Origin of the sequence: Niallia circulans NBRC 13626, from assembly GCF_001591585.1 — a bacterium.
Lineage (GTDB): Bacteria > Bacillota > Bacilli > Bacillales > Cytobacillaceae > Niallia > Niallia circulans.
Genome location: NZ_BCVE01000020.1, coordinates 61762 through 85231, shown reverse-complemented (window position 1 = coordinate 85231; position 23470 = coordinate 61762). Strand labels below are relative to the sequence as shown.

At 35.0% G+C, this 23470-nt stretch carries 21 protein-coding genes and 1 pseudogene; 19 read left to right on the top strand and 3 right to left on the bottom strand.

Translation table 11 applies throughout. The features are described 5' to 3' along the window. The 11 genes and pseudogenes from BCI01S_RS19545 to yajC all read left to right on the top strand — a co-directional run. Positions 1-584: pseudogene (locus BCI01S_RS19545) on the top strand (hypothetical protein); the annotation flags it as partial. Beyond that, positions 574-1554: a phosphotransferase gene (locus tag BCI01S_RS19540; RefSeq protein WP_061800806.1), complete on the top strand. Its 981-nt coding sequence runs from the start codon at positions 574-576 to the stop codon at positions 1552-1554. The pseudogene BCI01S_RS19545 and the gene BCI01S_RS19540, both read left to right, overlap by 11 nt. Positions 1555-1665: 111 nt before the next feature. Beyond that, on the top strand, positions 1666-2340 hold the full coding sequence (locus BCI01S_RS19535) for a YhcN/YlaJ family sporulation lipoprotein (protein ID WP_047944292.1): 675 nt from the start codon (positions 1666-1668) through the stop codon (positions 2338-2340). A 273-nt stretch (positions 2341-2613) separates the two neighbouring features. Further along, a complete protein-coding gene (locus BCI01S_RS19530) occupies positions 2614-3543 on the top strand; it encodes an NAD-dependent epimerase/dehydratase family protein (protein WP_061800805.1) in 930 nt (309 codons plus the stop codon). Positions 3544-3753: 210 nt separating this feature from the next. Further along, complete coding sequence (locus tag BCI01S_RS19525; RefSeq protein WP_061800804.1) at positions 3754-4284, top strand: intercompartmental signaling factor BofC; 531 nt, start codon at positions 3754-3756, stop codon at positions 4282-4284. Positions 4285-4482: 198 nt separating this feature from the next. Next, positions 4483-5094: a Holliday junction branch migration protein RuvA gene (ruvA, locus tag BCI01S_RS19520; RefSeq protein WP_047944295.1), complete on the top strand. Its 612-nt coding sequence runs from the start codon at positions 4483-4485 to the stop codon at positions 5092-5094. A 40-nt stretch (positions 5095-5134) separates the two neighbouring features. Further along, positions 5135-6130, top strand: coding sequence for a Holliday junction branch migration DNA helicase RuvB (ruvB, locus tag BCI01S_RS19515; RefSeq protein WP_047944296.1), 996 nt, complete (start codon positions 5135-5137; stop codon positions 6128-6130). Positions 6131-6181: 51 nt separating this feature from the next. Further along, positions 6182-6388: a DUF2905 domain-containing protein gene (locus BCI01S_RS19510; protein WP_047944297.1), complete on the top strand. Its 207-nt coding sequence runs from the start codon at positions 6182-6184 to the stop codon at positions 6386-6388. A 34-nt stretch (positions 6389-6422) separates the two neighbouring features. Then, positions 6423-7451 (top strand): tRNA preQ1(34) S-adenosylmethionine ribosyltransferase-isomerase QueA, encoded by a 1029-nt coding sequence (gene queA, locus BCI01S_RS19505; protein WP_061800803.1) that lies wholly within the window; start codon positions 6423-6425, stop codon positions 7449-7451. Positions 7452-7621: 170 nt separating this feature from the next. Beyond that, positions 7622-8761, top strand: a complete 1140-nt coding sequence (gene tgt / locus BCI01S_RS19500) for a tRNA guanosine(34) transglycosylase Tgt (protein ID WP_061800802.1) — start codon at positions 7622-7624, stop codon at positions 8759-8761. A 29-nt stretch (positions 8762-8790) separates the two neighbouring features. Beyond that, a complete protein-coding gene (yajC, locus tag BCI01S_RS19495; RefSeq protein WP_047944300.1) occupies positions 8791-9093 on the top strand; it encodes a preprotein translocase subunit YajC in 303 nt (100 codons plus the stop codon). 67 nt (positions 9094-9160) lie between these two features. On the opposite strand, the gene BCI01S_RS19490 is transcribed toward yajC, so the two are convergent. After that, entirely contained in the window at positions 9161-9538 is a 378-nt protein-coding gene (locus tag BCI01S_RS19490) for a TIGR04086 family membrane protein (RefSeq protein ID WP_082138430.1), read from the bottom strand. A gap of 198 nt (positions 9539-9736) precedes the next feature. On the opposite strand from BCI01S_RS19490, the gene BCI01S_RS19485 reads away from it, so the two are divergent. After that, entirely contained in the window at positions 9737-10378 is a 642-nt protein-coding gene (locus tag BCI01S_RS19485; RefSeq protein ID WP_047944302.1) for a DUF421 domain-containing protein, read from the top strand. Positions 10379-10462: 84 nt separating this feature from the next. Here BCI01S_RS19485 and spoVB read toward each other — a convergent pair whose 3' ends face one another. Further along, positions 10463-12007, bottom strand: a complete 1545-nt coding sequence (gene spoVB / locus BCI01S_RS19480) for a stage V sporulation protein B (RefSeq protein WP_047944303.1) — start codon at positions 12005-12007, stop codon at positions 10463-10465. Between the two features lie 260 nt (positions 12008-12267). Here spoVB and BCI01S_RS19475 point away from each other — a divergent pair, with 260 nt between their 5' ends. The 7 genes from BCI01S_RS19475 to dtd all read left to right on the top strand — a co-directional run bounded on the left by BCI01S_RS19475 (position 12268) and on the right by dtd (position 21645). Beyond that, the gene (locus BCI01S_RS19475; RefSeq protein WP_047944304.1) at positions 12268-12573 is read left to right on the top strand and encodes a post-transcriptional regulator; all 306 of its coding nucleotides are present in this window, start codon (positions 12268-12270) and stop codon (positions 12571-12573) included. A 360-nt stretch (positions 12574-12933) separates the two neighbouring features. Next, complete coding sequence (gene secDF / locus BCI01S_RS19470; RefSeq protein WP_047944305.1) at positions 12934-15186, top strand: protein translocase subunit SecDF; 2253 nt, start codon at positions 12934-12936, stop codon at positions 15184-15186. A 130-nt stretch (positions 15187-15316) separates the two neighbouring features. Further along, positions 15317-15616, top strand: a complete 300-nt coding sequence (locus BCI01S_RS19465; RefSeq protein ID WP_047944306.1) for a LapA family protein — start codon at positions 15317-15319, stop codon at positions 15614-15616. A 215-nt stretch (positions 15617-15831) separates the two neighbouring features. Next, positions 15832-18195: a single-stranded-DNA-specific exonuclease RecJ gene (gene recJ / locus BCI01S_RS19460; protein WP_061800801.1), complete on the top strand. Its 2364-nt coding sequence runs from the start codon at positions 15832-15834 to the stop codon at positions 18193-18195. Beyond that, positions 18186-18698: an adenine phosphoribosyltransferase gene (locus BCI01S_RS19455; RefSeq protein WP_047944308.1), complete on the top strand. Its 513-nt coding sequence runs from the start codon at positions 18186-18188 to the stop codon at positions 18696-18698. The genes recJ and BCI01S_RS19455 overlap by 10 nt, the downstream gene beginning before the upstream one ends. A 298-nt stretch (positions 18699-18996) precedes the next feature. Continuing rightward, on the top strand, positions 18997-21192 hold the full coding sequence (locus tag BCI01S_RS19450; RefSeq protein WP_047944309.1) for a RelA/SpoT family protein: 2196 nt from the start codon (positions 18997-18999) through the stop codon (positions 21190-21192). A 12-nt stretch (positions 21193-21204) separates the two neighbouring features. Next, the gene (dtd, locus tag BCI01S_RS19445) at positions 21205-21645 is read left to right on the top strand and encodes a D-aminoacyl-tRNA deacylase (RefSeq protein WP_047944311.1); all 441 of its coding nucleotides are present in this window, start codon (positions 21205-21207) and stop codon (positions 21643-21645) included. Between the two features lie 140 nt (positions 21646-21785). Here dtd and BCI01S_RS19440 read toward each other — a convergent pair whose 3' ends face one another. After that, positions 21786-23330: an N-acetylmuramoyl-L-alanine amidase family protein gene (locus BCI01S_RS19440; RefSeq protein ID WP_061800800.1), complete on the bottom strand. Its 1545-nt coding sequence runs from the start codon at positions 23328-23330 to the stop codon at positions 21786-21788. Between the last annotated feature and the right edge of the window lie 140 nt (positions 23331-23470).

The window sequence follows — 23470 nt, the reverse complement described above, 5'->3', positions numbered from 1 at the left end:
AAATGGGAGGCCATCCAATGGGCGGAGGATTTAATCCAGGAATGGGAGGAATGCCGCAAGGATTTGGACCAGAAATGGGAGGCCATCCAATGGGCGGAGGATTTAATCCAGGAATGGGAGGAATGCCGCAAGGATTTGGTCCGGAAATGGGAGGCTATCCAATGACGGGGGGATTCAATCCAGGAATGGATATGAGAGGAATACCGCAAGGATTTAGCCCGGAATTAGGAGGTCATCCAATGGCGGGGATGTTCAATCCAGGAATGGAAATGGGAAGCTATCCGACCGGATATAATCAATCTTCAATAAATCAATCTCCTTATCCTCAAGATGCTGTTGGAAATACGCCAAACTCCTATTCAACGGAAAATAATGGTCCAGTTCAAGAGGCGCCATCTTATGAAGGGGCGATTACTTCAGAAGTGGCATCACCTGCTTATGGACCGGGAGGGAATGCTCCAGTATTCACACCTCCTTATAATCCTGCTATTGGGCAGCCGCCATTTATGAATCCATATGGCATGAATCAAGGTACTCCATTTGGAATGCCAAGATACCAAGAGGATGAAAGCAGTGATCTATGATTTTTTTCATAGAGGGGACGATACTTTTTATTATCGTCTCCTTTCTTTATTAGAAAAAAAAATACCGTTCCAAATCATCGAATTAAGCAGGATTAGAAATGATGTATATCTAATAAAAACGAAGCAATATTGGATAATTTTAAAAGGTTTTACTAGTTATCAAAAACTCAAAGTTCAAGTTGCTTTTACAAGAGCGCTTAAACAAGAAGGTTTTACACAGACATATCAATTTTATGAGTTCGATGAGGAGCCAATTGTTATCGATAATAAAGTGTATGGGCTGATTGAATATCTTCCCCCACATAAAGATTCTTTTTCATATCATAGTAAGCGGAATAGACGGGAAGCACTTCAATTATTGGAACATTATTATTCAGTTACAGAGCGACTGGTAGAAATATATAAGTATATCTTGCCAACTTTTCATTTAATGAAAAAATTTGAACACAGACTAGAAGAATATCGAATGAATATACCAATTATTGAGCAATATGTAAAAAAAGACATAGTAAAGGAAATAATGGAATGGGCTGATTATTCATTTGGTTCAATAAAAAACAAAATAGACTATTTGGATACAAACCCAAACGTAATCCTGCATGGGGATGTTGCTCATCATAATTTCTTACGTGTTAGGAATAATGAATTATACTTAATTGATTTTGATTTAATTAGTATTGGTCCACGAATTGCAGACTATTTACAATTTGCTAATCGCATTCTTCCTGATATAGGATGGTCTATACAAGATTTACAAAGTATGCAAGGCTACGCCGATCTTTTTAAAGATAAATGGTTTTTAATGGCTTTAATATATCCGACAGATATTCTGAGGGAATGGAATAGAATAATCAGAAATAAAGATGTAGATAATGCCTACTTGTTAGAACAAGTACAATTATTAACAACCAATCAGTTTCACAAAAGGAAGAAATTTTATCAAAAACTGCAACAACTTGTAGGAACATAAGACATAAAAAAAAGACTGGCTAGACTTTACAGTATGTTTCTTTCCGAACAGTAGAAGATAAAAGAGAGCAAGGAAATTGCTCAAGTTTTACATGAAGGGGAGAATTCTACTATGCGTAAAGTTAAACTAGTTGCTCCAGTTCTGTTGACATTGTCTTTTGGATTAACAGGTTGTGGTGTAAATGAGGATCAAACTGCTGATCGAAATCGCCTTAATAATACTAGGCCAATTGGATATTATTCAAATGAACAGCATGAAGGAAACAATGGCGTTGGGAATGCCGATAATGATGGACCAATTACAGAAATGATGGACCATACTTTTGGGGATGAAGGAAATACAAATGGATCCAATGTTCGGAATGTAAACAATAGAAACAGAACAAACGTAAGAAATGTAAATAATCACAACAATCGTGATAACGTAAATATAAATGATCAGAATGAAAGAGTATCTTATGACACAGAATTAGCTGAAAAAATATCCGATCGAGTTACTAAAATGGATAATGTAAAAAATGCACGTACGCTTGTTTATGGAGAGAACGTTTTAGTTGCATTGGAAGTGGAAAATACAAAGAATGTGGCCAAAACAAAAGCGCAGGTAAAAGACAAACTAAATGATTCACTAAACGGAAGAGACATTTCAATCATCACAGATAGAGGAATATTTAACAGTATAGAAGATATAAATCGTTCGATTCGAAATGGTCAGCCGCGGCAAACGATTAACCATAATATTGAAAATATTTTTCAGGATTTAAATCCAGCTAGGGACAATAGATAATAAAAAAACTAACTTTGAGTGGTATAACCACTTGGGGTTAGTTTTTAGTCCATTCGTTCTTTATTAGAAACGTTTTAAAAGTGATAGACGATATTCCCCCAAATATACAAGAAGAAAAGCATGATTATAATAGAAAAAAAGGATCGTTCTATATAATGAATTAGTTATTGAAATTATAAGAGAAAAGAGATATACTTTATAATGAAAATTAAATTCGTTATAAAGAACTCATAAAATGTTAGTTAAAAGCCGAAAATGGCGGAGGGATATATAGTGAGAGTGCTAATCGTAGGTGGACAAGAGAATAAAATTAGACATGCTCTAATGCAAGAACTTTCAAACAAGCAAGTTTGTTACATAGTAGCTGATCGGAAAAAAGAAAATAGCATCCTGTCCTCTCTAGTTCATCATCAAGTAAACACTTTCTTGAACAAGATGGAATTAGCAGATTTAATGGAAAAGTATCAAATCGATTGTGTAATTGACTTATCAAATGAGCCAATTATGTCTAACAAAATGAAAGATTCCTTTGAACATTCAGAGAAGAATATTGCTCGTACGCTTGAAGTACTGGAGGCATGTGTGGAAGCTAAAGTAGGAAAAATTATTTTTCCGTCTACCATAGCAGTTTATGGGGACTTGGAAGATGTGATCACAGAGGATATGGTTTTACAACCAGTGCTATTTGAAGGATTATCGAAAAAGATAGTGGAGAAATATATACAACATTATCATACATTATATGGTCTTTCTTATACGATTTTACGATTTCCTATTTTATATGGAGAATATTCCTTCCAGAAGCAGAACGAAAGTATAGTGGAAACAACAATCAAAAATGTGTTGGAAAATCGTCCGTCTATTTGTTTTAAAGACGGAGAAGATAAGAAACATTTTTTACATATTAGTGATGCTGTTAAAGCCTTTATTTCTAGTTTAAATAAAGGCACGAATGAAATTTTTAATATTTGTCCGATGGAAAAATATTCAATGAAAGAAGTTGTCTCTATTATTCAGTCATTGATAAATGAAGATTCTCTTCCTCGCGTGGGTTTGAAAAAAGGAGAGAAAAGTAGAATTTCAACAAAGAAGGCACAAGTCCATCTTGGATGGCATGCTCAAGTGTCGTTTATAGAGGGGATTAGATTAGCGATGGTTAATATAAAACATGCCCTAAAACAGAAAAACGAACTATTGAAATAGGATTCATTATGATTCCACCTGGAGAGAGTTACTACGATACGCTATGAGAGAACCCTCCAATATAAGATTGCTAAAAATTAGGAATGAAATTATTTTTTATGGTGAGAATAATAGAGAGTAAGGTTGTTTAAAACCAAACTTTAGATTGACAGTACCTTATTTCCTTGGAAATAAAGATGCTGTTGTGAGTAATGTGAAGAGGTGGTTATAATGAAAACCAGATTCCTTTTATTTTCAACTGTTCTTCTTGTCAGTATTCTTACTGTCTTTTTATCAAACGGACAAGTATATGGAAAGACTGGAAGCGGTGTCTCTCAAAATGAGAATCCTAAAAAATTGCAAGTCGTATTGCAAAGGATTTATTTAGACGGAGAAGTGAGTGAAGAAACAATAGAAGAGACAGTATGGTCGATGGAAGATTTCTGGTCAAAGTATGATAAATGGCAGCTGGTAGATATGACAAGCAGAGAGCTTGTTTTTAAACAAGAAGTTGATGATATATCTCCATTGTTGAAAACAAATGGTTATTTTGGCATTAATGAAGAAGGGATTTTAACCATTTATAATGGAAAACCGGCTGAAGAGAACATTATTCAGTCCTTTTTCCAGCTTGATTTAAAGAAGCTGGAGTCGAAACAACATGAAGATTTACAAAAAGGTATTCCGATTAAATCAAGAGATCGTTATGTAAAAGTACTTGAAACCTTTAAAAACTTAACAACAATTGAAACTACTAATTAAGGAATTATCAGTGAACAGAGGAAACACAGTAAACGTGTCGAATCTGCTCACTTTTTTTTTGCAAGAATATTATGAAAATCATCTATAATAGCAGTTCTACAAAATAGTATGATAAAATAAGGGCTAGGATTTATCCCACACTTAAGGGGCACGGAGCCCTACTTTTGGAAGTTTTCTTTATAAGGGAGAGAATATAATTTGTACGAATATATAAAAGGGAATGTAGAATTTGTTGGACCAGAATACATCGTAGTGGAAAATAATGAGATTGGTTATCAGATTAAAACACCTAATCCATTTTCGTTTTCTGCCTTTTCTGGTAGTAAGATTACTGTATATACATACCATTATGTTAGAGAAGATAATATTAGCTTATACGGTTTTCGTTCGCAAGATGAAAAAGCTTTATTTACCAAGCTCCTTAACGTTTCAGGAATCGGACCTAAGGGAGCATTGGCTATCCTTGCATCTGGAGAACCGAGCCAAGTAATATCCGCTATTGAAGCGGAAGATGAAGCATTCCTTGTGAAGTTCCCTGGTGTTGGCAAGAAAACAGCAAGACAAATGATTTTGGATTTGAAAGGGAAACTAGCAGAGTTTATGCCAGATTTCTCCCCGGATTTATTTACAGTAGAAAGGCATGTAGCGAAAGCAGAAAGTGATTCAGCAATGGATGAAGCGATGCTTGCTTTAACCGCACTTGGATATTCGGAGAAAGAAGTCAAAAAAATTATCCCACATTTAAAGAAGGAACAATTATCAACAGATGGTTATATCAAATTGGCATTGAAGCTTCTTTTAAAAAGATAAATGTGGATAAACGATTATCTAGAAGAAAGGAGTGAATGTTATGGATGATCGAATTATTTCAAGTGAAGCAGATACACAAGATTTATCATTTGAAAAAAGTCTTCGACCCATTCAATTACAGGAATATATTGGGCAAGATAAAGTAAAAGAAAATTTAAAAGTGTTTATCGAAGCGGCTAAATATAGAGAAGAGGCTCTTGATCACGTATTATTATATGGTCCCCCTGGTTTAGGGAAAACAACACTTGCAACGATTATTGCGAATGAAATGGGAGTTAATATTCGTACAACTGCTGGTCCAGCAATCGAAAGGCCAGGTGATTTAGCAGCAATTTTAACTGCCTTAGAGCCTGGGGATGTGTTATTTATTGATGAAATACATCGTTTGCCGCGAGCTATAGAAGAGGTCTTATATCCTGCCATGGAAGATTACTGTTTAGACATTGTAATAGGCAAAGGTCCCAGTGCTCGATCAGTTCGCCTAGATTTACCTCCATTCACTCTTGTTGGTGCGACTACTAGAGCGGGTTCCGTTTCTGCACCGTTAAGAGATCGTTTTGGGGTTCTGTCTAGATTGGAATATTATGAGGTAGATCAACTCAAAGATATTGTTTCCCGAACAGCAGATGTACTTCAAATTGGAATAGAGGACCTTGCAGCATGGGAAATTGCTAGACGATCAAGAGGTACACCTCGAATTGCGAATCGCCTTTTACGAAGAGTGCGGGATTTTGCACAAGTAAAGGGTGATGGAATGATTACGAAAGAATTGGCAGACCATTCCCTTGAACTTTTGCAAGTGGACCGTTTAGGGTTAGATCATATTGACCATAAATTATTACTAGGAATGATTTATAAATTTAAAGGTGGACCAGTAGGATTAGAAACCATTGCTGCAACAATTGGGGAAGAAGCACATACGATTGAAGATGTCTATGAACCATATTTACTGCAGATTGGTTTCTTGCAGCGCACTCCTAGAGGGAGAAGCGTCACACATCTTGTTTATGAACATTTAAATATAAAATTGGATTGATGGAAACATTTAAATAATAGAAAAGAATAAGCGGTATGAAGGACGAAAATAATGAATGATATTCCTAAGTATATAATGACTATTGGTGTGATTGTATTTCTTATTGGATTAGTAATGCAGTTTGTGCCGATTGGAAAACTTCCTGGTGACATTTTGATTAAAAAAGAGCATTCAACTTTTTATTTTCCAATTACAACTTGTATTGTGATTAGTATCATTTTATCTTTAGTTTTTTATTTTATCGGGAAATTTCGCTAAAAAAGATTGTATAAAAGAGAATAGGTGGACAGATATGAAAGTAGATTTATTTGATTTTTATTTACCAGAAGAATTAATTGCGCAGACGCCTTTAGAGGATCGTACAAGCAGCAGACTCATGATCGTTAATAAAGAAACTGGCGATTTAGAACATCGCAAGTTTAAAGATATATATGAGTATATTAATCCTGGAGATTGTTTAGTATTAAATGATACAAGAGTATTGCCAGCTAGATTACATGGTGAAAAAGAAGATACTGGAGCACATATTGAAGTTTTATTGCTGAAGCAGCAAAAAGATGACAAGTGGGAAACACTTGTCAAGCCAGCCAAAAGAGTCAAAGAAGGTACCGTTATTTCCTTTGGAGATGGAACACTAAAAGCAGTTTGTGTAAAAGAGTTGGAACACGGTGGGCGTATTCTTGATTTTCAATATGAGGGCATTTTTTACGAAATCTTGGATCAGCTTGGCGAGATGCCGCTGCCTCCCTATATTAAAGAAAAACTAGACGACCAAGATCGTTATCAAACTGTTTACGCGAAGGAAAGGGGGTCTGCGGCAGCTCCAACAGCTGGGCTCCATTTTACAACAGAATTGTTAGATGCACTAAAGAAAAAGGGTGTACATATTGCCTTTATTACTCTGCATGTTGGTCTTGGCACCTTCCGACCAGTAAACGTTGAGGATGTAGATAAACATGAAATGCATGCGGAGTTTTATCAGCTTAATAAGGAAACAGCTGCCTTATTAAATAGTGTAAGAGGTCAAGGCGGACGAATAATTTCTGTAGGTACAACCTCAACTAGAACGCTTGAAACAATTGCCTCTGCCAATAATGGTGAATTTGTAGAAAGCAGTGGATGGACAAGTATCTTTATTTACCCTGGATATGAATTTAAAGGAATTGATGGCATGATTACGAATTTCCATTTGCCTAAATCGACGTTAATTATGCTAGTAAGCGCACTGGCAGGAAGAGAGAACATTCTTCATGCGTATGAAACAGCAGTCAAAGAAAGATACCGCTTCTTTAGTTTTGGCGATGCAATGTTTATACAATAAGTAATCGATCATCATGATAGGTTATCAATTGCTTGAGTTTCGCAGTAATATTCTTTAGAATAATATAGTCGATTCTACTGTTTTTTAGTTACTAGATATTTTTTCATTAAAAACGGAAAATTAATCATGAATCTGAGAAAGATTCACTTTATATGAAGGAGAAAATAAATTTGACAGCAATACGTTATGAATTCATAAAAACTTGTAAGCAAACAGGCGCCAGATTGGGGATTGTCCATACACCCCATGGATCTTTTGAAACGCCGGCTTTTATGCCAGTTGGAACGTTAGCAACAGTAAAAACAATGGCACCAGAAGATTTAAAAACGATGGGAGCAAATATCATTTTAAGTAATACCTATCATTTATGGTTAAGACCAGGTCATGACATTGTGAAAGAAGCAGGCGGGCTTCATAAATTCATGAATTGGGATAAAGCGATATTAACGGACTCGGGCGGATTTCAAGTCTTTAGTTTAAGTGATTTCCGCAAAATCGAAGAAGAAGGCGTACATTTTCGCAACCACTTAAATGGGGATAAATTATTCCTTTCCCCAGAAAAAGCAATGGAAATACAAAATGCCCTAGGGTCAGATATTATGATGGCATTTGACGAGTGTCCGCCCTACCCAGCAGAATACGATTATATGAAGAAATCAGTGGAACGAACTTCTCGTTGGGCAGAACGCTGCCTAAAGGCACATAAACGTCCAGAGGATCAAGGTTTATTTGGTATTATTCAAGGTGGAGAATACGAAGAGCTTCGCAAACAAAGTGCAAGAGACTTAGTTTCTTTAGATTTACCTGGCTATGCAGTCGGTGGATTATCAGTTGGGGAACCTAAGGATGTGATGAATCGTGTCCTTGAATTTACAACGCCATTAATGCCAGATAATAAACCGCGTTATTTAATGGGAGTAGGTTCACCAGATTCATTAATCGATGGTGCAATTCGTGGGATTGATATGTTTGACTGTGTGTTACCAACCAGAATAGCAAGAAATGGTACGGTGATGACAAGTGAAGGCCGTCTTGTTGTGAAAAATGCTAAATATGCTAGAGATTTTGGACCATTGGATCCTGAGTGTGATTGCTATACTTGTAAAAATTATAGCCGGGCATATATTCGTCACCTTATTCGATGTGACGAAACATTCGGAATAAGGCTTACATCTTACCATAATCTATATTTTCTGTTAAACTTAATGGAGAATGTCCGAGACGCAATCAGAAACGACCGTTTAGGAGATTTTAAAGAAGAGTTTTTCGAACGTTATGGTTTTAATAAACCAAACGCTAAAAACTTTTAATAGAGAATTTGAAAGGAGGGGAAATATAGATGGGAAATTTAGCTGGTTTACTACCGTTTATTTTAATGTTTGTACTATTCTATTTCTTGCTAATTCGTCCACAGCAAAAGCGTCAAAGAGCTGTGCGTGATATGCAAAGTAGCTTAAAAAAAGGGGACAAGATTGTCACGATTGGCGGCATGCATGCTACAATCGATGCAATTGATGAAGGAACGGTTGTATTAAAATCAAAAGATGGCTCACGCCTGACATTTGATCGTAATGCAATTCGTGAAGTAGTAGAATCCTCTGCTGCAGTAGCTAGTCCAACATTAGAAAAAACAGAACAATAAGTAAAAAAAGTGCAGTCTTAAAAAATAAGATTGCACTTTTGTATTTTATCGAAGGATTTTTAGTTATTTATTTTTTGGAAAGATTTACCCCCAAAATACCTCCCATCATACAAATAAGGGTATAACATACATGATAAATGGTTTGTTCTATCGTAAATAGTTGGTCAGAGCCTAGAAAGGAAAATAAAAAAATGATGATGGAATAGATGAACCCCGTGAGTCCCCCAAGAAACCAACCTCTTTCCTTACCTTTCCCGCCGGAAATAAAACCACCTGCAAATAAAGTTATAAAGGATACGGCTGTAATAATATATCGCAGGGATGATTCTTGAATAGATGTAAATCTTAATAATAGGGAAAAGAACAAACTGCTTGCTATTAACATAATGAAAATGGCAATTAGACCGTATAAAACAGAACTGCCAACATGTTTACTCTCTTCGATTGTAAACCTCTCCTTTCCAAAACATTTAAAGTTTTCTATAAAAGTTCTCTAGTACAAGCATATTCGGGAAGGAAGAAAATAGAATTAAAAAATATTTAAAAACACATTTTTCTCTCATCCTTATACTGCTACTTTTCTGTATTATTTTTATCGTATGGAGCAGATTAAAAGAGAACATATTTGATCGGAGGAGATAATGTGGACCAGTATTTGATCATTTTGTTTAGAACGATTTTGATCTACTTCTTAATCGTTCTTATTTTTCGAATGATGGGAAAAAGGGAAATAGGGGAATTAAGCATACTAGATCTTGTTGTATTCATTATGATCGCAGAAATTGCTGTTGTTGCTATAGAAGATTATAAGGATCCCATTTTACCAACGCTATTTCCAATGTTTATCCTACTAGCCATTCAAGTGCTTCTTGCGTTCTTTTCTTTAAAAAGCAAAAAAATGCGTGATTTTATTGAGGGAGAACCAACATTAATTATCAAAAATGGTAAAATTGACGAAAAAGCAATGAGAAGCCAGCGCTATAATTATGATGACTTATTAATTCAGCTTAGAGAAAAAAATATCCGCAATATTGCAGATGTAGAGTTTGCCATATTAGAAACATCAGGTAAACTTTCTGTATTTGAAAAAGAAGAAAATAAGTCATCTATTACTATTCCATTAATTATGGATGGAATTATTCAAGAGAGCAACCTAGAGAGAATAGGAAAAACTAATCTATGGTTAAGACAGCAATTAAAAGATAAAGGATATGTTAATATAAAAAACATCTCCTTTTGCAGTTATCAAGACGGTGAATTTTATATTGATGTGATTGATCATTAAAGAAAGAACAACAGTGAAATCTTTCAGTAAAAAAGCAACCAGTGAGAAGCGGAATTCTCATTGGTTGCTACAGTTGAAAAAGTTTTAAGAAAAAAATGGACCAATCCAAGGGATTTTTGCTAAATCTTTTTTGTTCATTAAACGGAAAAGAAAAAGCAATATGATATAAAAGATACAGATTATACTAGTAATACTGATGATTTGTATCAGAATGGAAGGGAACGTTATTGTTTTGACTAAAAGAGAGCCAAGATAAGCAGTCAGCAAAATAACAAGCAGCATTTTTATATAATCTTTCACAATAATCGAGAAACTAATTGTTTTTAATATTGTAGCAAAATGAAGGATCGTTACTAAAACAAACCCAACAATTAAGGCAATAGCTACTCCGAAAATTCCAAACTCTGGTCGACTTGCAAGAATAAAAATTAATGCTGTTTTAACGGCTGCTCCGATAAAGCTGTTAATCATTGCTGCTCTAGCAAAATTTAAGGCTTGCAAAGTAGCCTGAAGTGGACCTTGGTAATAATTAAGAATAAAGAACGGTGCCATTAGCTGAATAAAGGAAGTGCCTCGCGTGCTTCCGTACATAACGGTCATTAAAGGCTCAGCCAACACATATAGGACTACAATGGCAAGTCCACCTGTCATAAAGGTGAATTTGAGTGCTTGCTGTAATAAATGTTCGATTAGCTTTAGTTGATTATTAGCTTTTGCTTCACTAATAGCAGGCACAAGAGATGTTGATAATGATTGAGTAAAGAAGGATGGCAGCATTAAGAGTGGGAGTGCAAAACCAGTTAATACTCCATATTGTTTTGTTGCATTGATAGCAGTAAGACCAGCTAATGATAAGCTATGTGCTACAACAATGGGTTCAATAAACCAAGCGATGCTGCCAATCATTCGGCTTCCTGTTGTTGGTAAAGCAATTGTCATTAGTTCTTGGAAAGTATTTTTTCCATTATGTACATATTGGAAGAATTTTTTCCGCAAATGAAATTTTTTTTTCCATTTAAATGATGCTAGTAAATAGAATAAAGACGCTAGTTCTCCAAGAACAGAAGCGAGCATTGCCCCTGCAGCAGCATATTCGACTCCAAGAGGCAGAAAGGCTTTTGTTAAAGTCGCAATTAACGCAATCCGAACGATTTGTTCAATCACTTGAGAAATTGCAGCTGGCTTCATATTTTGTCTGCCTTGAAAATACCCTCTCAAAACAGATGAAACAGCGATTATTGGGATAATTGGCGTAATCGCAAGAAGTGGTAAAAGAGTTCTTTCATCTGTAAATAGGGTTTGAGAAAGATAGGGTGCTAAAAGAAATAAAGCTGGAGTAAAGATCACTGTTAGACCTAAAGTTGTACTTAAGGAAACGATTAAGATGCTCTTTACTTTTCGTAAATTCCCTGCTGCTTCGGCTTCGGCTACATTCTTAGAGATTGCTACAGGCAGTCCAAGCTGAGTGATGGTTACAACTAATATCATTGTCGGGTAAACCATCATGTAGAGTCCAACACCATCATCTCCGATAAATCGTGCGATAACAATTCGATTTATAAATCCAAGAACTCTAGTAATAAATCCTGCTATAAGTAAAATCATTGTTCCTTTTAAAAACTTAGACATTCTATTACCTGCCTTCTCAAATAGCGAATAATACTATACAATTATCTATATGCAACAGAGTGGACAAAGCATGACAAGGTTTTTTTATAAAAGTAAGTTTGTTGTAAGGAAGAGACGATATTTTATTGTTAGTATGAAAAAGGAATCATATTTTTTTCTAGGTAAAATGGTTTGCTTAGCAATATGGAGGTATAGAAGTAAAAGGAGATAGCTCCCATGTTTAAAAGTAAGATAAAATGACTGTAATGGAGTGAATAGGAATGTCGTCAACATCAACACACATATATGACCAATATCGTTCACAAGTTAAACCTGTATTAAACAGCAAGTTAGAAGAGTTTCATTTACTTGGCTATGAGACTATTAAGGAAGACGAGCTATGGGCATTTTTAACGAATAAAAAATGGAGAAAGCCCGCTCAAGATATCAGAATTTCGGAGCTTGTACAGGATATACTGAATGTTAAGGTAGTAGACTATATGAACTTTGCCACTATCGAGGCATATAAAACGGCAGATCTATTCTCTGTCTTATCAGAAGAAGAAAAAAAAGAATTACTGAAGTAAAGGAGTTTTATTAATCAGAAATTCTTCCATTATTCTTTTTTATAGTTGATGATGGTTTGGAGATGGTGGTAATAAAAGACAAGTCGTTAACTTTATGTGACAATTAGAATAACTTTACTAGTATATTTTTCTATACAAATTGACAGTCATGATAAACTGTTCCATAATGAGTTTATTCTAAGTTATAGAAGAAATTGTTAGTTTAATTACTGGAAAGAAGTGAGCCGCAGAAATAGAATAACAGCTGATTGCAAGGTTCATATTAAAAGAGGACATCATTTTTGATAAATAACAATGAATATGGCTAGTATTAGTTGAGGAAGTTTCTGCTTTGTATTTCATGAGGAGGATTAATACATAATGGTTAAACGCAGTAGAATTGTTGCTTTTTTGTTAATCATTGTCTTGGCGGCAGGATTAATGGGAGGAACAACAAATAAAATTTTGGACAATATTAAGCTTGGATTAGACCTTCAAGGTGGATTTGAAGTTCTTTATAAAGTAGAACCACTGGAAAAGGGGAAAGCGAAAATTGATGAAGCCGCTTTAAAAAGCACAGCTCAAGCTTTAGATAAAAGGATAAATGTTTTAGGAGTAAGCGAGCCTGTTATTCAAATAGAGGGAAAAGACCGAATAAGAGTGCAGCTTGCTGGTATAACAGATCAAAATGAAGCAAGAGAAATGCTTTCAACTGAAGCTAACCTAACATTCAGAGATATTCAAGATAAGAAATTACTAGATGGCTCTGATTTAGTGCAGGGAGGAGCAAGTCAAGAATTTGACCAGTATGGAAAACCTAGTGTTTCTTTAAAACTAAAAGATGCAAATAAGTTTAAAGAAATAACACAATCAGTTTTAGGTAGTCCGTTAGTCATCTGGTTAGACTTTGAAGAAGGGGATTCTTATAATGCGGAAGCAGCGAAAGAAGAACCAAAATTCTTATCTGCACCGATGGTAAGTGAAGTGATTAACTCGGATACTGTATCTATAACTGGTAATTTTACAGTAGATGAGGCGACCAGATTAGCTGAATTATTAAATGCTGGTGCATTGCCGGTTAAATTGACGGAAGAATATTCGACAAGTGTTGGCGCACAGTTTGGAGATCAAGCGTTAAAAGATACAGTATATGCGGGTATCATTGGTGTAGGCCTAGTATTTTTATTTATGCTTCTCTATTACCGTCTGCCTGGATTAGTTGCTATCATTACATTGTCCATCTATGTTTATTTAAATCTGTTGGTTCTTGATTTAATGAAAGGGGTATTAACACTTCCAGGAATTGCGGCACTTATTCTCGGTGTTGGAATGGCCGTAGATGCTAATATCATTACCTATGAAAGAATTAAGGATGAACTGAGGGTAGGAAAGTCGCTGCGAGCTGCTTTTCAAGCAGGTAATAAAAACTCCATCGGAACCATTTTTGATGCAAATTTAACTACCATTATAGCTTCGATTGTTCTATTTATTTATGGGACAAGTTCAGTAAAAGGGTTTGCTACACTCTTAATTGTTAGTATATTAGTAAGTTTTATTACTGCTGTATATGGTTCTAGATTATTACTCGGTTTACTAGTGAAAAGTAAATTGTTTGATAAAAAAATTACGTGGTTTGGAGTCAATCGTAAAGACATTAAACATATTAGCGAAAATTACGATACTTTAACATTGCCAACCAAATTTGATCGTCTTGATTTTGTAAAATATAAAAATGTATTTTTCACAATTTCTAGTGTTTTAATTGTGGCGGGAATTGTGATTATGTTTATATTCAAGCTTAATCTTGGAATTGATTTTGCAAGTGGATCTCGTATAGAAGTTATGGCAGATAAAGCATTAACAACTGCTGAAATTGAAGATCACTTAGATAAGCTGAATGTAAAAGCAGACGATATCGTAATTTCAGGTGACAAGCAAGATACTGCTGCTATTCGTATTAAGGGTGATTTAAGTCGAGCTAAAATTAATACGATAAAGTCAGAGTTTAATAAGACGTATGGGCATGATCCGAACGTCAGCAGTGTATCACCAACTGTTGGGAAAGAACTAGCTAAAAATGCCTTTAAAGCGATAATTTTTGCCTCCATCGGAATCATTATTTATGTGGCAATTCGCTTTGAAGTATATATGGGTCTTGCAGCTGTATTAGCATTACTGCATGATGCTTTCTTTATTGTCGTGATTTTCAGTCTCACACGACTAGAAGTAGATATTACCTTTATCGCTGCCGTGTTGACGATTGTCGGTTACTCGATTAATGATACGATTGTTACCTTTGATCGTATAAGAGAAAATTTAGCGAAGAAGAAGCGAATCAAAACACCACAAGAAATTAAAGATATTATCAACAGAAGTATTAGACAGACATTTGCACGTTCGATAAACACTGTAATAACGGTTGTGATTTGTGTAGTGGCTTTATTAATATTTGGAAGCAGTGCAATCACAAACTTCTCTTTAGCGTTACTAATTGGTTTAATTGGCGGTGCCTATTCTTCTATCTTTATTGCATCCCAGCTTTGGTATGTCTGGAAGAAGAGAGAATTAAAGAGAAAAGGTGTCTTAATTACGTATAAAGAAAAACGTCCAATTTCAGACGAGCCACAAGTATAAGACAAAACAAAAGCCTGTCTCCTAAAGGAGCGGGTTTTTGTATATTTGCTAAAAAAATCCTTGTTTATGATAGTGGAAAGATGGAAAATAGGAAATAATAGAACCAAAAAATACAAAGGGAGGGAAGTAAATGAAATTTCAATGGAATATGCTTTGGGGAATTATTTTTGCTTTAATCGTTGCGGTCTTTGCAGTTATTAATGTCGAACCGGTTTCCGTTAATTACTTATTTGGAGAAGGGGAATGGCCGCTTATTTTAGTTATATTAATTTCTGTTCTTCTTGGTGGATTAATCATTGGCTCTGCTGGAATTATTCGTATTTATTCATTGCAGCGTAAAATTAAAACATTGGAAAAAGAAAAAAAGGCATTAGAACAAAAATCGGATGATAAAAAAGAGAAGGAAAAGGTTCTAACAGATCTAAAATAAAAAGGGATGTCTGCAAGGAGAAATTCGTTGGGAGTGTTTACTTCGATTAATTTCTTCTCAGACATCTTTTTTGTCTATTTAGTTATTTGGAATGATAATTGAACAATTTTTTTAATATTAAAAAGTAATTATAAAAACAACCACATGTTTTTCCATTCTTCTTGCATTGAAAGGACTTCTTTTAACTTGTATAATAGTTAGATTGAGGTGATTGAATGTTACGTTCCAAAAAAAGATGGATACAAGAAGAAACTTCAAATAAAGAAAATATTTTACTATTAGCAGAAGAGTTAAAACTAGCACCAATTGTTGCCTCACTTTTATTGAAAAGAGGTTACCATACACCAGAGGAAGCAAAAGCTTTTTTATTTGATGATAATAATGATTTTCATGATCCTTTCCTGCTTTTAGGAATGGATATAGCCGTAGATCGAATACAAAAGGCAATTACTAACAAGGAATTAATTCTTATATTCGGAGATTATGATGCCGATGGAGTAACTAGCACAACCGTTATGATGAAAACATTAGAGGATCTTGGAGCCAATGTACAATTTTATATTCCAAACCGATTTACCGAAGGATATGGCCCTAATGAGAGGGCTTTTCGCTATGCTAAAAGCATTGGTGTTCAATTGATTATTACAGTCGATACGGGTATTGCTGCTGTTCATGAAGCGGAAGTGGCAAAGGAATTAGAAATAGACTTAATCATTACCGATCACCATGAGCCTGGACCAATATTGCCAGAGGCACTTGCGATTATTCATCCGAAGATAGAAGGCAGCGGATATCCATTCCGTGAGTTAGCAGGGGTAGGCGTTTCTTTCAAGTTATCTCACGCTCTTTACGGAAAAGTTCCCCATCATTTATTGCCATTTGCGGCAATTGGAACAATCGCTGATCTTGTCTCTTTAACAGGAGAAAATCGCCTTCTTGCGAAAAAAGGAATTAAGGCACTGCAAGAAACGGATAATATCGGTTTAAATGCATTATATCGTCAAATGAATATCGACAAAAATACGATTAATGAAGAAACAATCGGGTTTATGCTTGCTCCGCGAATTAATGCTATTGGCAGATTAGGAAATGCGGATCCGGCTGTTGACTTATTATTAACGGATGATTCAGAGATTGCAAAAGAACTAGCATTAGAAATGGAAGAAACGAATAAGGAAAGACAAGCGATTGTAAATCAGATAACATTGGAAGCGATGGAACAAGTGGACGAGCTCTATCCATTAAATGAAAATCGTGTTCTAATTGTAGGGAAAGAAGGCTGGAACCCCGGCGTAGTTGGGATAGTTGCTTCTAGATTGGTAGAAAAGTACTATCGACCAACGATTGTATTAAGTTATGACAAGGAAAAGGGAATAGCAAAAGGATCTGCTCGCAGTATTGAGGGATTTGATTTATATAAAAATCTATCGACGTGTAGAGATATTCTACCTCATTTTGGTGGGCATCCAATGGCTGCAGGAATGTCTTTAAAAATAGAAGATGTAGAAGTTCTTAGAGATAGTTTAAATAGATTAGCATTTGAACAATTAACAGAAGAAAATCTCATTCCATTAACAAAGGTGGATGGCAGTTTTTCAATTAGTGATATATCTATTAAATCAATAGAGGAAATGCAAATGCTCGCCCCATTTGGAGTCGACAATCCCAAGCCAAAATTAACCTTCTGTGATCTAGAAATCGACAATATGCGGAAAATAGGTTCCAATCAAAACCATTTAAAGATTATATTAAAAGATAATGATTTTGAATTAGATGGAATAGGATTTGGAATTGGAGACCTATGTGATCATATCTCTCCAAGTGCAAAAGTTTCTGTATTAGGGGAGCTTTCGATAAACGAATGGAATAATCGTAAAAAACCGCAAATCTTTATTCAAGATATGGAGGTTGCTCATTGGCAGCTGTTTGACTATCGCAGTTTAAGAAAAGTGAATCAATTATACGAAGTAGTGCCTAAAAATGCCCAGTGGATTTTTTTTCATCAAGATTCTGTTCCTAAGGATATGGATGAACAAGTCTCTTATCAGGTAATTGAATCAATAGAGCAAGCAGCATTCCTAGAATCAATGAATAATGCTATGGTACTGGCAGATTATCCCCCTAGTTTGGATATGCTAAAAACATTGTTAACTAACAATGCCCCTGAAAGAATATATGCTGTTTTTTATAAACAACAAAGTGACTTCTTTAGTACAATGCCAACTCGTGATCACTTTAAATGGTTCTATGCTTTTTTAGCAAAACAGGGGAATTTTCACCTCCAAAAATTCGGTGGAGAGCTTGCTAGAAGAAAAGGCTGGAGTAAAGAAACGGTAGATTTTATGTCAAAGGTGTTTTTTGAATTAAATTTTGTTACAATGAAGGATGGATTTATTTCACTGAATAAGAATGTTCCAAAAAGAGATTTAACAGAATCTATCTCTTTTCAACAAAAACAAGCGCAATTTGAGCTGGAAAATGAATTAATTTATTCATCTTATGAACAACTTAAAAATTGGTTTGATCTTATTCTAAAGAAATCCGTCAATAATGAGGAGGAAGTAAAAGAATGGATTTAAAACAATATGTTACGATCGTTGAAGATTGGCCAAAAGAAGGGATCAGATTCAAGGATATAACAACATTAATGGATAATGGTGATGCATATAGATATGCAACAGATCAAATTGTAACGTATGCAAAAGAAAAAGAAATTGATCTTGTTGTAGGACCAGAAGCAAGAGGCTTTATCATTGGCTGTCCTGTTGCTTATTCGCTTGGAGTTGGCTTTGCTCCAGTTCGTAAAGAAGGAAAATTACCGAGAGAAACGATTAAAGTAGAATATGGATTGGAATATGGAAAAGACGTATTAACAATCCATAAAGATGCGATTAAACCAGGTCAACGTGTTTTAATCACAGATGATTTATTAGCGACAGGCGGTACAATTGAGGCGACAATTAAATTAGTCGAAGAACTTGGCGGGATTGTTGCTGGTATTGCATTTTTAATTGAATTGTCTTATCTTGAAGGACGTAAAAATTTAGACGGATATGATATTTTAACTTTAATGGAATATTAATCCACATACATGAAAAAAGGGCGCTGATTAAGCGCTCTTTTTCATAATCGAAAAGAAAAGAAAGAAAAAATTACTAGGAATAGGTAGAAATCGCCTTCATTCGACATTTTTCTTTCTTTCCGTATAAAATTTACTTCCAATCCCTTTACAATCTCCCTTTTTTTTTCGATAATAGTAATAATCATTCTAAAATAAATTTTATTCTTTTTTGTAATCTTGCATAAAAGTAGTAGGATAGAAAGAATGTCTAAAATATGCTAAATTTTAATAATATAATTGTAATATGAAAGGTGATTACATGGCGAACGATCAAGTATTAACCGCCGAACAAGTCATCGATAAGACTAGAGGATATTTAAACGAAGAGCACGTAGCTTTTATTGAAAAAGCTTATGACTATGCAAGAGAGGCTCATCGTGAACAATATAGAAAATCTGGGGAACCATATATTATTCATCCAATCCAAGTAGCAGGAATTTTGGCTGATTTAGAAATGGATCCAGCAACAGTAGCAGCAGGTTTTCTCCATGACGTTGTTGAAGACACGGAAATTACTTTACAAGATATAAGTAAAGCATTTAACAGTGAAGTGGCCATGCTCGTTGACGGTGTAACGAAGCTCGGTAAAATTAAATATAAATCACATGAAGAACAACAAGCAGAAAATCATCGTAAAATGTTTGTAGCGATGGCGCAGGACATTCGTGTTATCCTAATTAAATTAGCAGACAGACTTCATAATATGAGAACATTGAAGCATTTACCTGCAGAAAAGCAGCGTCGTATTTCAAATGAAACATTGGAGATTTTTGCCCCACTTGCTCATCGTCTAGGAATCTCTACTATTAAATGGGAACTAGAAGATACTGCATTACGCTATATGAATCCACAGCAATATTATCGTATCGTAAATTTAATGAAAAAGAAAAGAGCAGAAAGAGAACAATACCTAGATGAAGTAGTTACTGAAATTCGTGAAGGAACGGCAGAAGTAAAAATTCAAGCAGATATTTCCGGAAGACCAAAGCATATATACAGCATATATCGCAAAATGGTTTTACAGAATAAACAGTTTAATGAAATATATGACTTATTAGCAGTAAGAATTGTCGTCAACAGTATTAAAGATTGCTATGCCATACTAGGGATTATACACACAAGATGGAAACCAATGCCTGGGCGCTTTAAAGACTATATTGCGATGCCAAAGGCTAATATGTATCAGTCTCTCCATACAACTGTTATCGGTCCTAAGGGCGATCCTTTAGAAGTGCAAATTCGTACACAAGACATGCATCGAATTGCTGAATACGGGATTGCAGCTCATTGGGCATACAAAGAAGGAAAATCTGTAAATGAAGGATCCTCATTGGAAGAAAAATTAACATGGTTTAGAGAAATATTAGAATTCCAAGATGATTTCGTGAATGCCGAAGAGTTTATGGAAAGTCTGAAAATTGATTTATTTTCAGATATGGTTTTTGTTTTTACACCAAAGGGAGACGTGTTTGAGTTACCTTCTGGCTCTGTACCAATTGATTTTGCTTATCGTATCCATTCAGAAATTGGAAATAAAACGATTGGAGCAAAAGTGAATGGCAAGATGGTCACCCTTGATTACAAGTTAAAAACAGGCGATATTGTTGAAATTCATACGAGTAAACATTCGTATGGACCAAGTCAAGATTGGTTAAAAATAGCTCAAACATCCCAAGCAAAAAATAAAATTAGACAATTTTTCAAAAAACAACGTAGAGAAGAAAATGTCGAAAAAGGGAAAGAATTAGTTGAAAAAGAAATTCGTAATATGGAATTTGATTTGAAAGAAATTCTTACACCCGAAAATGTGAAGGCAGTAATTGAAAAATTTAATTTTATGACAGAAGAAGATATGTATGCGGCTGTAGGCTACAATGGAATTACAGCACTCCAAGTGGCCAATAGGTTAACAGAAAAATGGCGGAAGAAAAGAGATGCAGAACAGATTTCAACTATTTCAAATGCAGTTGCGGAATTAAAGTCTTTTTCCAATAATAAAAGGAGCGCTTCTGGTGTTCGAGTAACGGGAATTGATAACCTATTAATCCGTTTATCTCGCTGCTGTAATCCTGTTCCAGGTGATGACATAGTTGGCTTTATTACAAAAGGAAGAGGCGTTTCCGTTCATCGGGCAGACTGTACAAATATTGACACAGATGATGCGAAGGCACGACTAATTCCTGTTGAATGGGAAACGAATTTAAATAACCGCAAAGAATATAATGTTGAAATTGAAATAAGCGGCTATGACAGAAGAGGTTTATTAAATGAGGTTCTCCAGGCAGTTAATGAATCGAAAACAAATATATCGGCCGTATCTGGTAAGTCTGACCGTAATAAAGTTGCGACGATTAACATGAGTATTATGATTCTAAATGTCAATCATCTTCAAAAAGTTGTTGATCGAATCAAACAAATTCCAGATGTCTATTCTGTACGAAGAATAATGAACTAAGGAGTCTTAAATGTGCGTGTAGTATTACAAAGATCAAGAGAAGCAAAAGTAGAAGTAGACGGAGAGATAGTTGGCGCTATTGAGAAAGGATTCGTTCTTCTTGTAGGTATTACACATAGCGATACATTGGAAGAGGCTAAATACCTTGCAGATAAAATTGCCCATCTTCGTGTTTTTGAAGACGAGAATGGGAAAATGAATCAAAGTATTTTAGATAGGGAGGGAGCCGTTTTATCGATTTCCCAGTTTACCCTATATGGAGATACACGTAAAGGAAGAAGACCTAACTTTATGGATGCCGCTAAACCAGAGCAGGCAAAGGTGTTATATGATCAATTCAATAAACTTTTACGCAGCCATGGTCTAACTGTTGAAACAGGTATTTTTGGTGCGATGATGGATGTCCAGCTAATAAACGATGGACCGGTAACATTAATATTAGATAGTAAATAATGTTAAATGAATGCTTCCTATACAATTAAAAAAGGTTAGACCATAAGTAATCTGGATAGAAATAAAGCCAAACAATCACGAAAGCTCAGATGATTGTTTGGCTTTTATTTGCTTCTTATATGACCATTCATTTAACAAGCTTAATAACTAAAATAATTCTCTAAGCCATTATAGATAGCTGTAGTAATGGTCTCTTGATACTTGTTAGAAAGTAACGTTTGTTCTTCAGCAGGACTACTTAGATATCCCAATTCTAACAGAGAGGCAGGTTGTCTATTTTGCTTAAGGACGACATATGAATTTTGTCTAACGCCTCTATCCTTTCGATCTGTTGCTTCAATGATACTTTTATGTATGCTGGTAGCTAATTTTTTCTGTTTTGATGTGTAGTAATAGCTTGTAACACCATTTACGGAACGATCACTGATGCTGTCATAATGGAGGCTGATAAAAGCATCTGCATGATAGAAATGGCTTATATCGACCCTTGTTTGTAACGGAATAAATAGATCGTTTTTTCTAGTTAGGATTACCTTTGCTCCAGAGGCTTCTAGTTTATTAGCAAGTAACTTAGCGGTACGAAGATTTAATGTCTTTTCAAGTGTTCCGACAAAGCCTATTGTGCCACTATCCTTTCCGCCGTGCCCAGGATCCAAAACGATTGTTTTTCCCTTTAAATCATTTGTAGCTGTAGTATTGGTAATTTGGGGATCATTTGATGCTGAATCTTCAACCAGCCATTCCGCAATATATCCAAATTCGCCGTCTGCAAGTTTAATTTTATACCAATCATCAATTATTTCTACTGCTTGAAAGGTTTCGCCGCTATCTGCGACAAGCAAGATTTTTGAATTGACGGTTGCATCGCTTCTAATATTTGTTCTATCGTAGAGAAGTTTAACTTTCTTATCGATTGTTTTTCCTTTTCTGCTTTCTATATCGCTGCTCTTTAAAAGATCTTTATGAACCCAGCCGATATTACCAGAGTATTGAATTTTTGCCCAATTAGATTCTTCTGCTATTATAGTAATTACAGTGCCAATGCTGATTTTTCCGATGATTTCTGCACTAGTAGATGGATTACTGCGAAGATTAATCTGATCTTCTGTAACAGTAGCTATTTCCTGTTTAGGCTTTTCTTGTACTCCTGTTTCTGTATGAATAGAAGAATCTTCAAACAGGAGATAATCATTGTGAACCCATCCAGACCCTAAATCTGTACTGATTTGATACCAATCGTTATTTGTGGAAAGGATGGTGACTTCAATTCCTTCACCTAAAGTGGTAATCACTTGATAATTTGTACCTGGTCCTTTTCTTAAGCGAAGACCATTCTCTGTAATCGTGGCTTTGTTTGAATGGGAAGTAATTGTTTCTTCTTCTTTTTCCATTGGGCCGTCATTTGTACTTTGTCCGTTTTTTGTTACTAAATAGGCGGCTACCCATCCAGTAGAAGAGGGAGTATATTGAATTTCAATCCAATCATTTTCTTCCTTTATTAAAGGATATGCTTTTCCTATCTCCATTTTCCCAATAACATTTTGATCAAGCCCTGGATTTTCTCTAACGTTTATGACCATATTAGCTTGAACAGTTGATTGATTTTCTGCTGATACAAGTTGATACTGTGTAGGAATGAAGAAGATGCTGACTAAAAGTAATAGCATCCATCTTATATTCTTCAAACAAGCTGCACTCCTTCCGTAATTGTCTAAAGCTGACTAGTATAATTTCACATACAATAAGATTCTACTTTTTGAAGGTATATTCCTTTATGCTATTCTTATTTTTTGTAATCAAATTTAGACAAGAAACTATTTTTTGA

Bases quoted from the DNA above. Each gene is read 5' to 3' on its own strand.
- BCI01S_RS19535 (WP_047944292.1), top strand. From the start codon at position 1,666: ATGCGTAAAGTTAAACTAGTTGCTCCAGTTCTGTTGACATTGTCTTTT.
- yajC (WP_047944300.1), top strand. From the start codon at position 8,791: ATGGGAAATTTAGCTGGTTTACTACCGTTTATTTTAATGTTTGTACTA.
- ruvB (WP_047944296.1), top strand. From the start codon at position 5,135: ATGGATGATCGAATTATTTCAAGTGAAGCAGATACACAAGATTTATCA.
- secDF (WP_047944305.1), top strand. From the start codon at position 12,934: ATGGTTAAACGCAGTAGAATTGTTGCTTTTTTGTTAATCATTGTCTTG.
- BCI01S_RS19475 (WP_047944304.1), top strand. From the start codon at position 12,268: ATGTCGTCAACATCAACACACATATATGACCAATATCGTTCACAAGTT.
- recJ (WP_061800801.1), top strand. From the start codon at position 15,832: ATGTTACGTTCCAAAAAAAGATGGATACAAGAAGAAACTTCAAATAAA.
- BCI01S_RS19455 (WP_047944308.1), top strand. From the start codon at position 18,186: ATGGATTTAAAACAATATGTTACGATCGTTGAAGATTGGCCAAAAGAA.
- BCI01S_RS19450 (WP_047944309.1), top strand. From the start codon at position 18,997: ATGGCGAACGATCAAGTATTAACCGCCGAACAAGTCATCGATAAGACT.
- spoVB (WP_047944303.1), bottom strand. From the start codon at position 12,007: ATGTCTAAGTTTTTAAAAGGAACAATGATTTTACTTATAGCAGGATTT.
- queA (WP_061800803.1), top strand. From the start codon at position 6,423: ATGAAAGTAGATTTATTTGATTTTTATTTACCAGAAGAATTAATTGCG.
- BCI01S_RS19510 (WP_047944297.1), top strand. From the start codon at position 6,182: ATGAATGATATTCCTAAGTATATAATGACTATTGGTGTGATTGTATTT.
- BCI01S_RS19525 (WP_061800804.1), top strand. From the start codon at position 3,754: ATGAAAACCAGATTCCTTTTATTTTCAACTGTTCTTCTTGTCAGTATT.
- BCI01S_RS19465 (WP_047944306.1), top strand. From the start codon at position 15,317: ATGAAATTTCAATGGAATATGCTTTGGGGAATTATTTTTGCTTTAATC.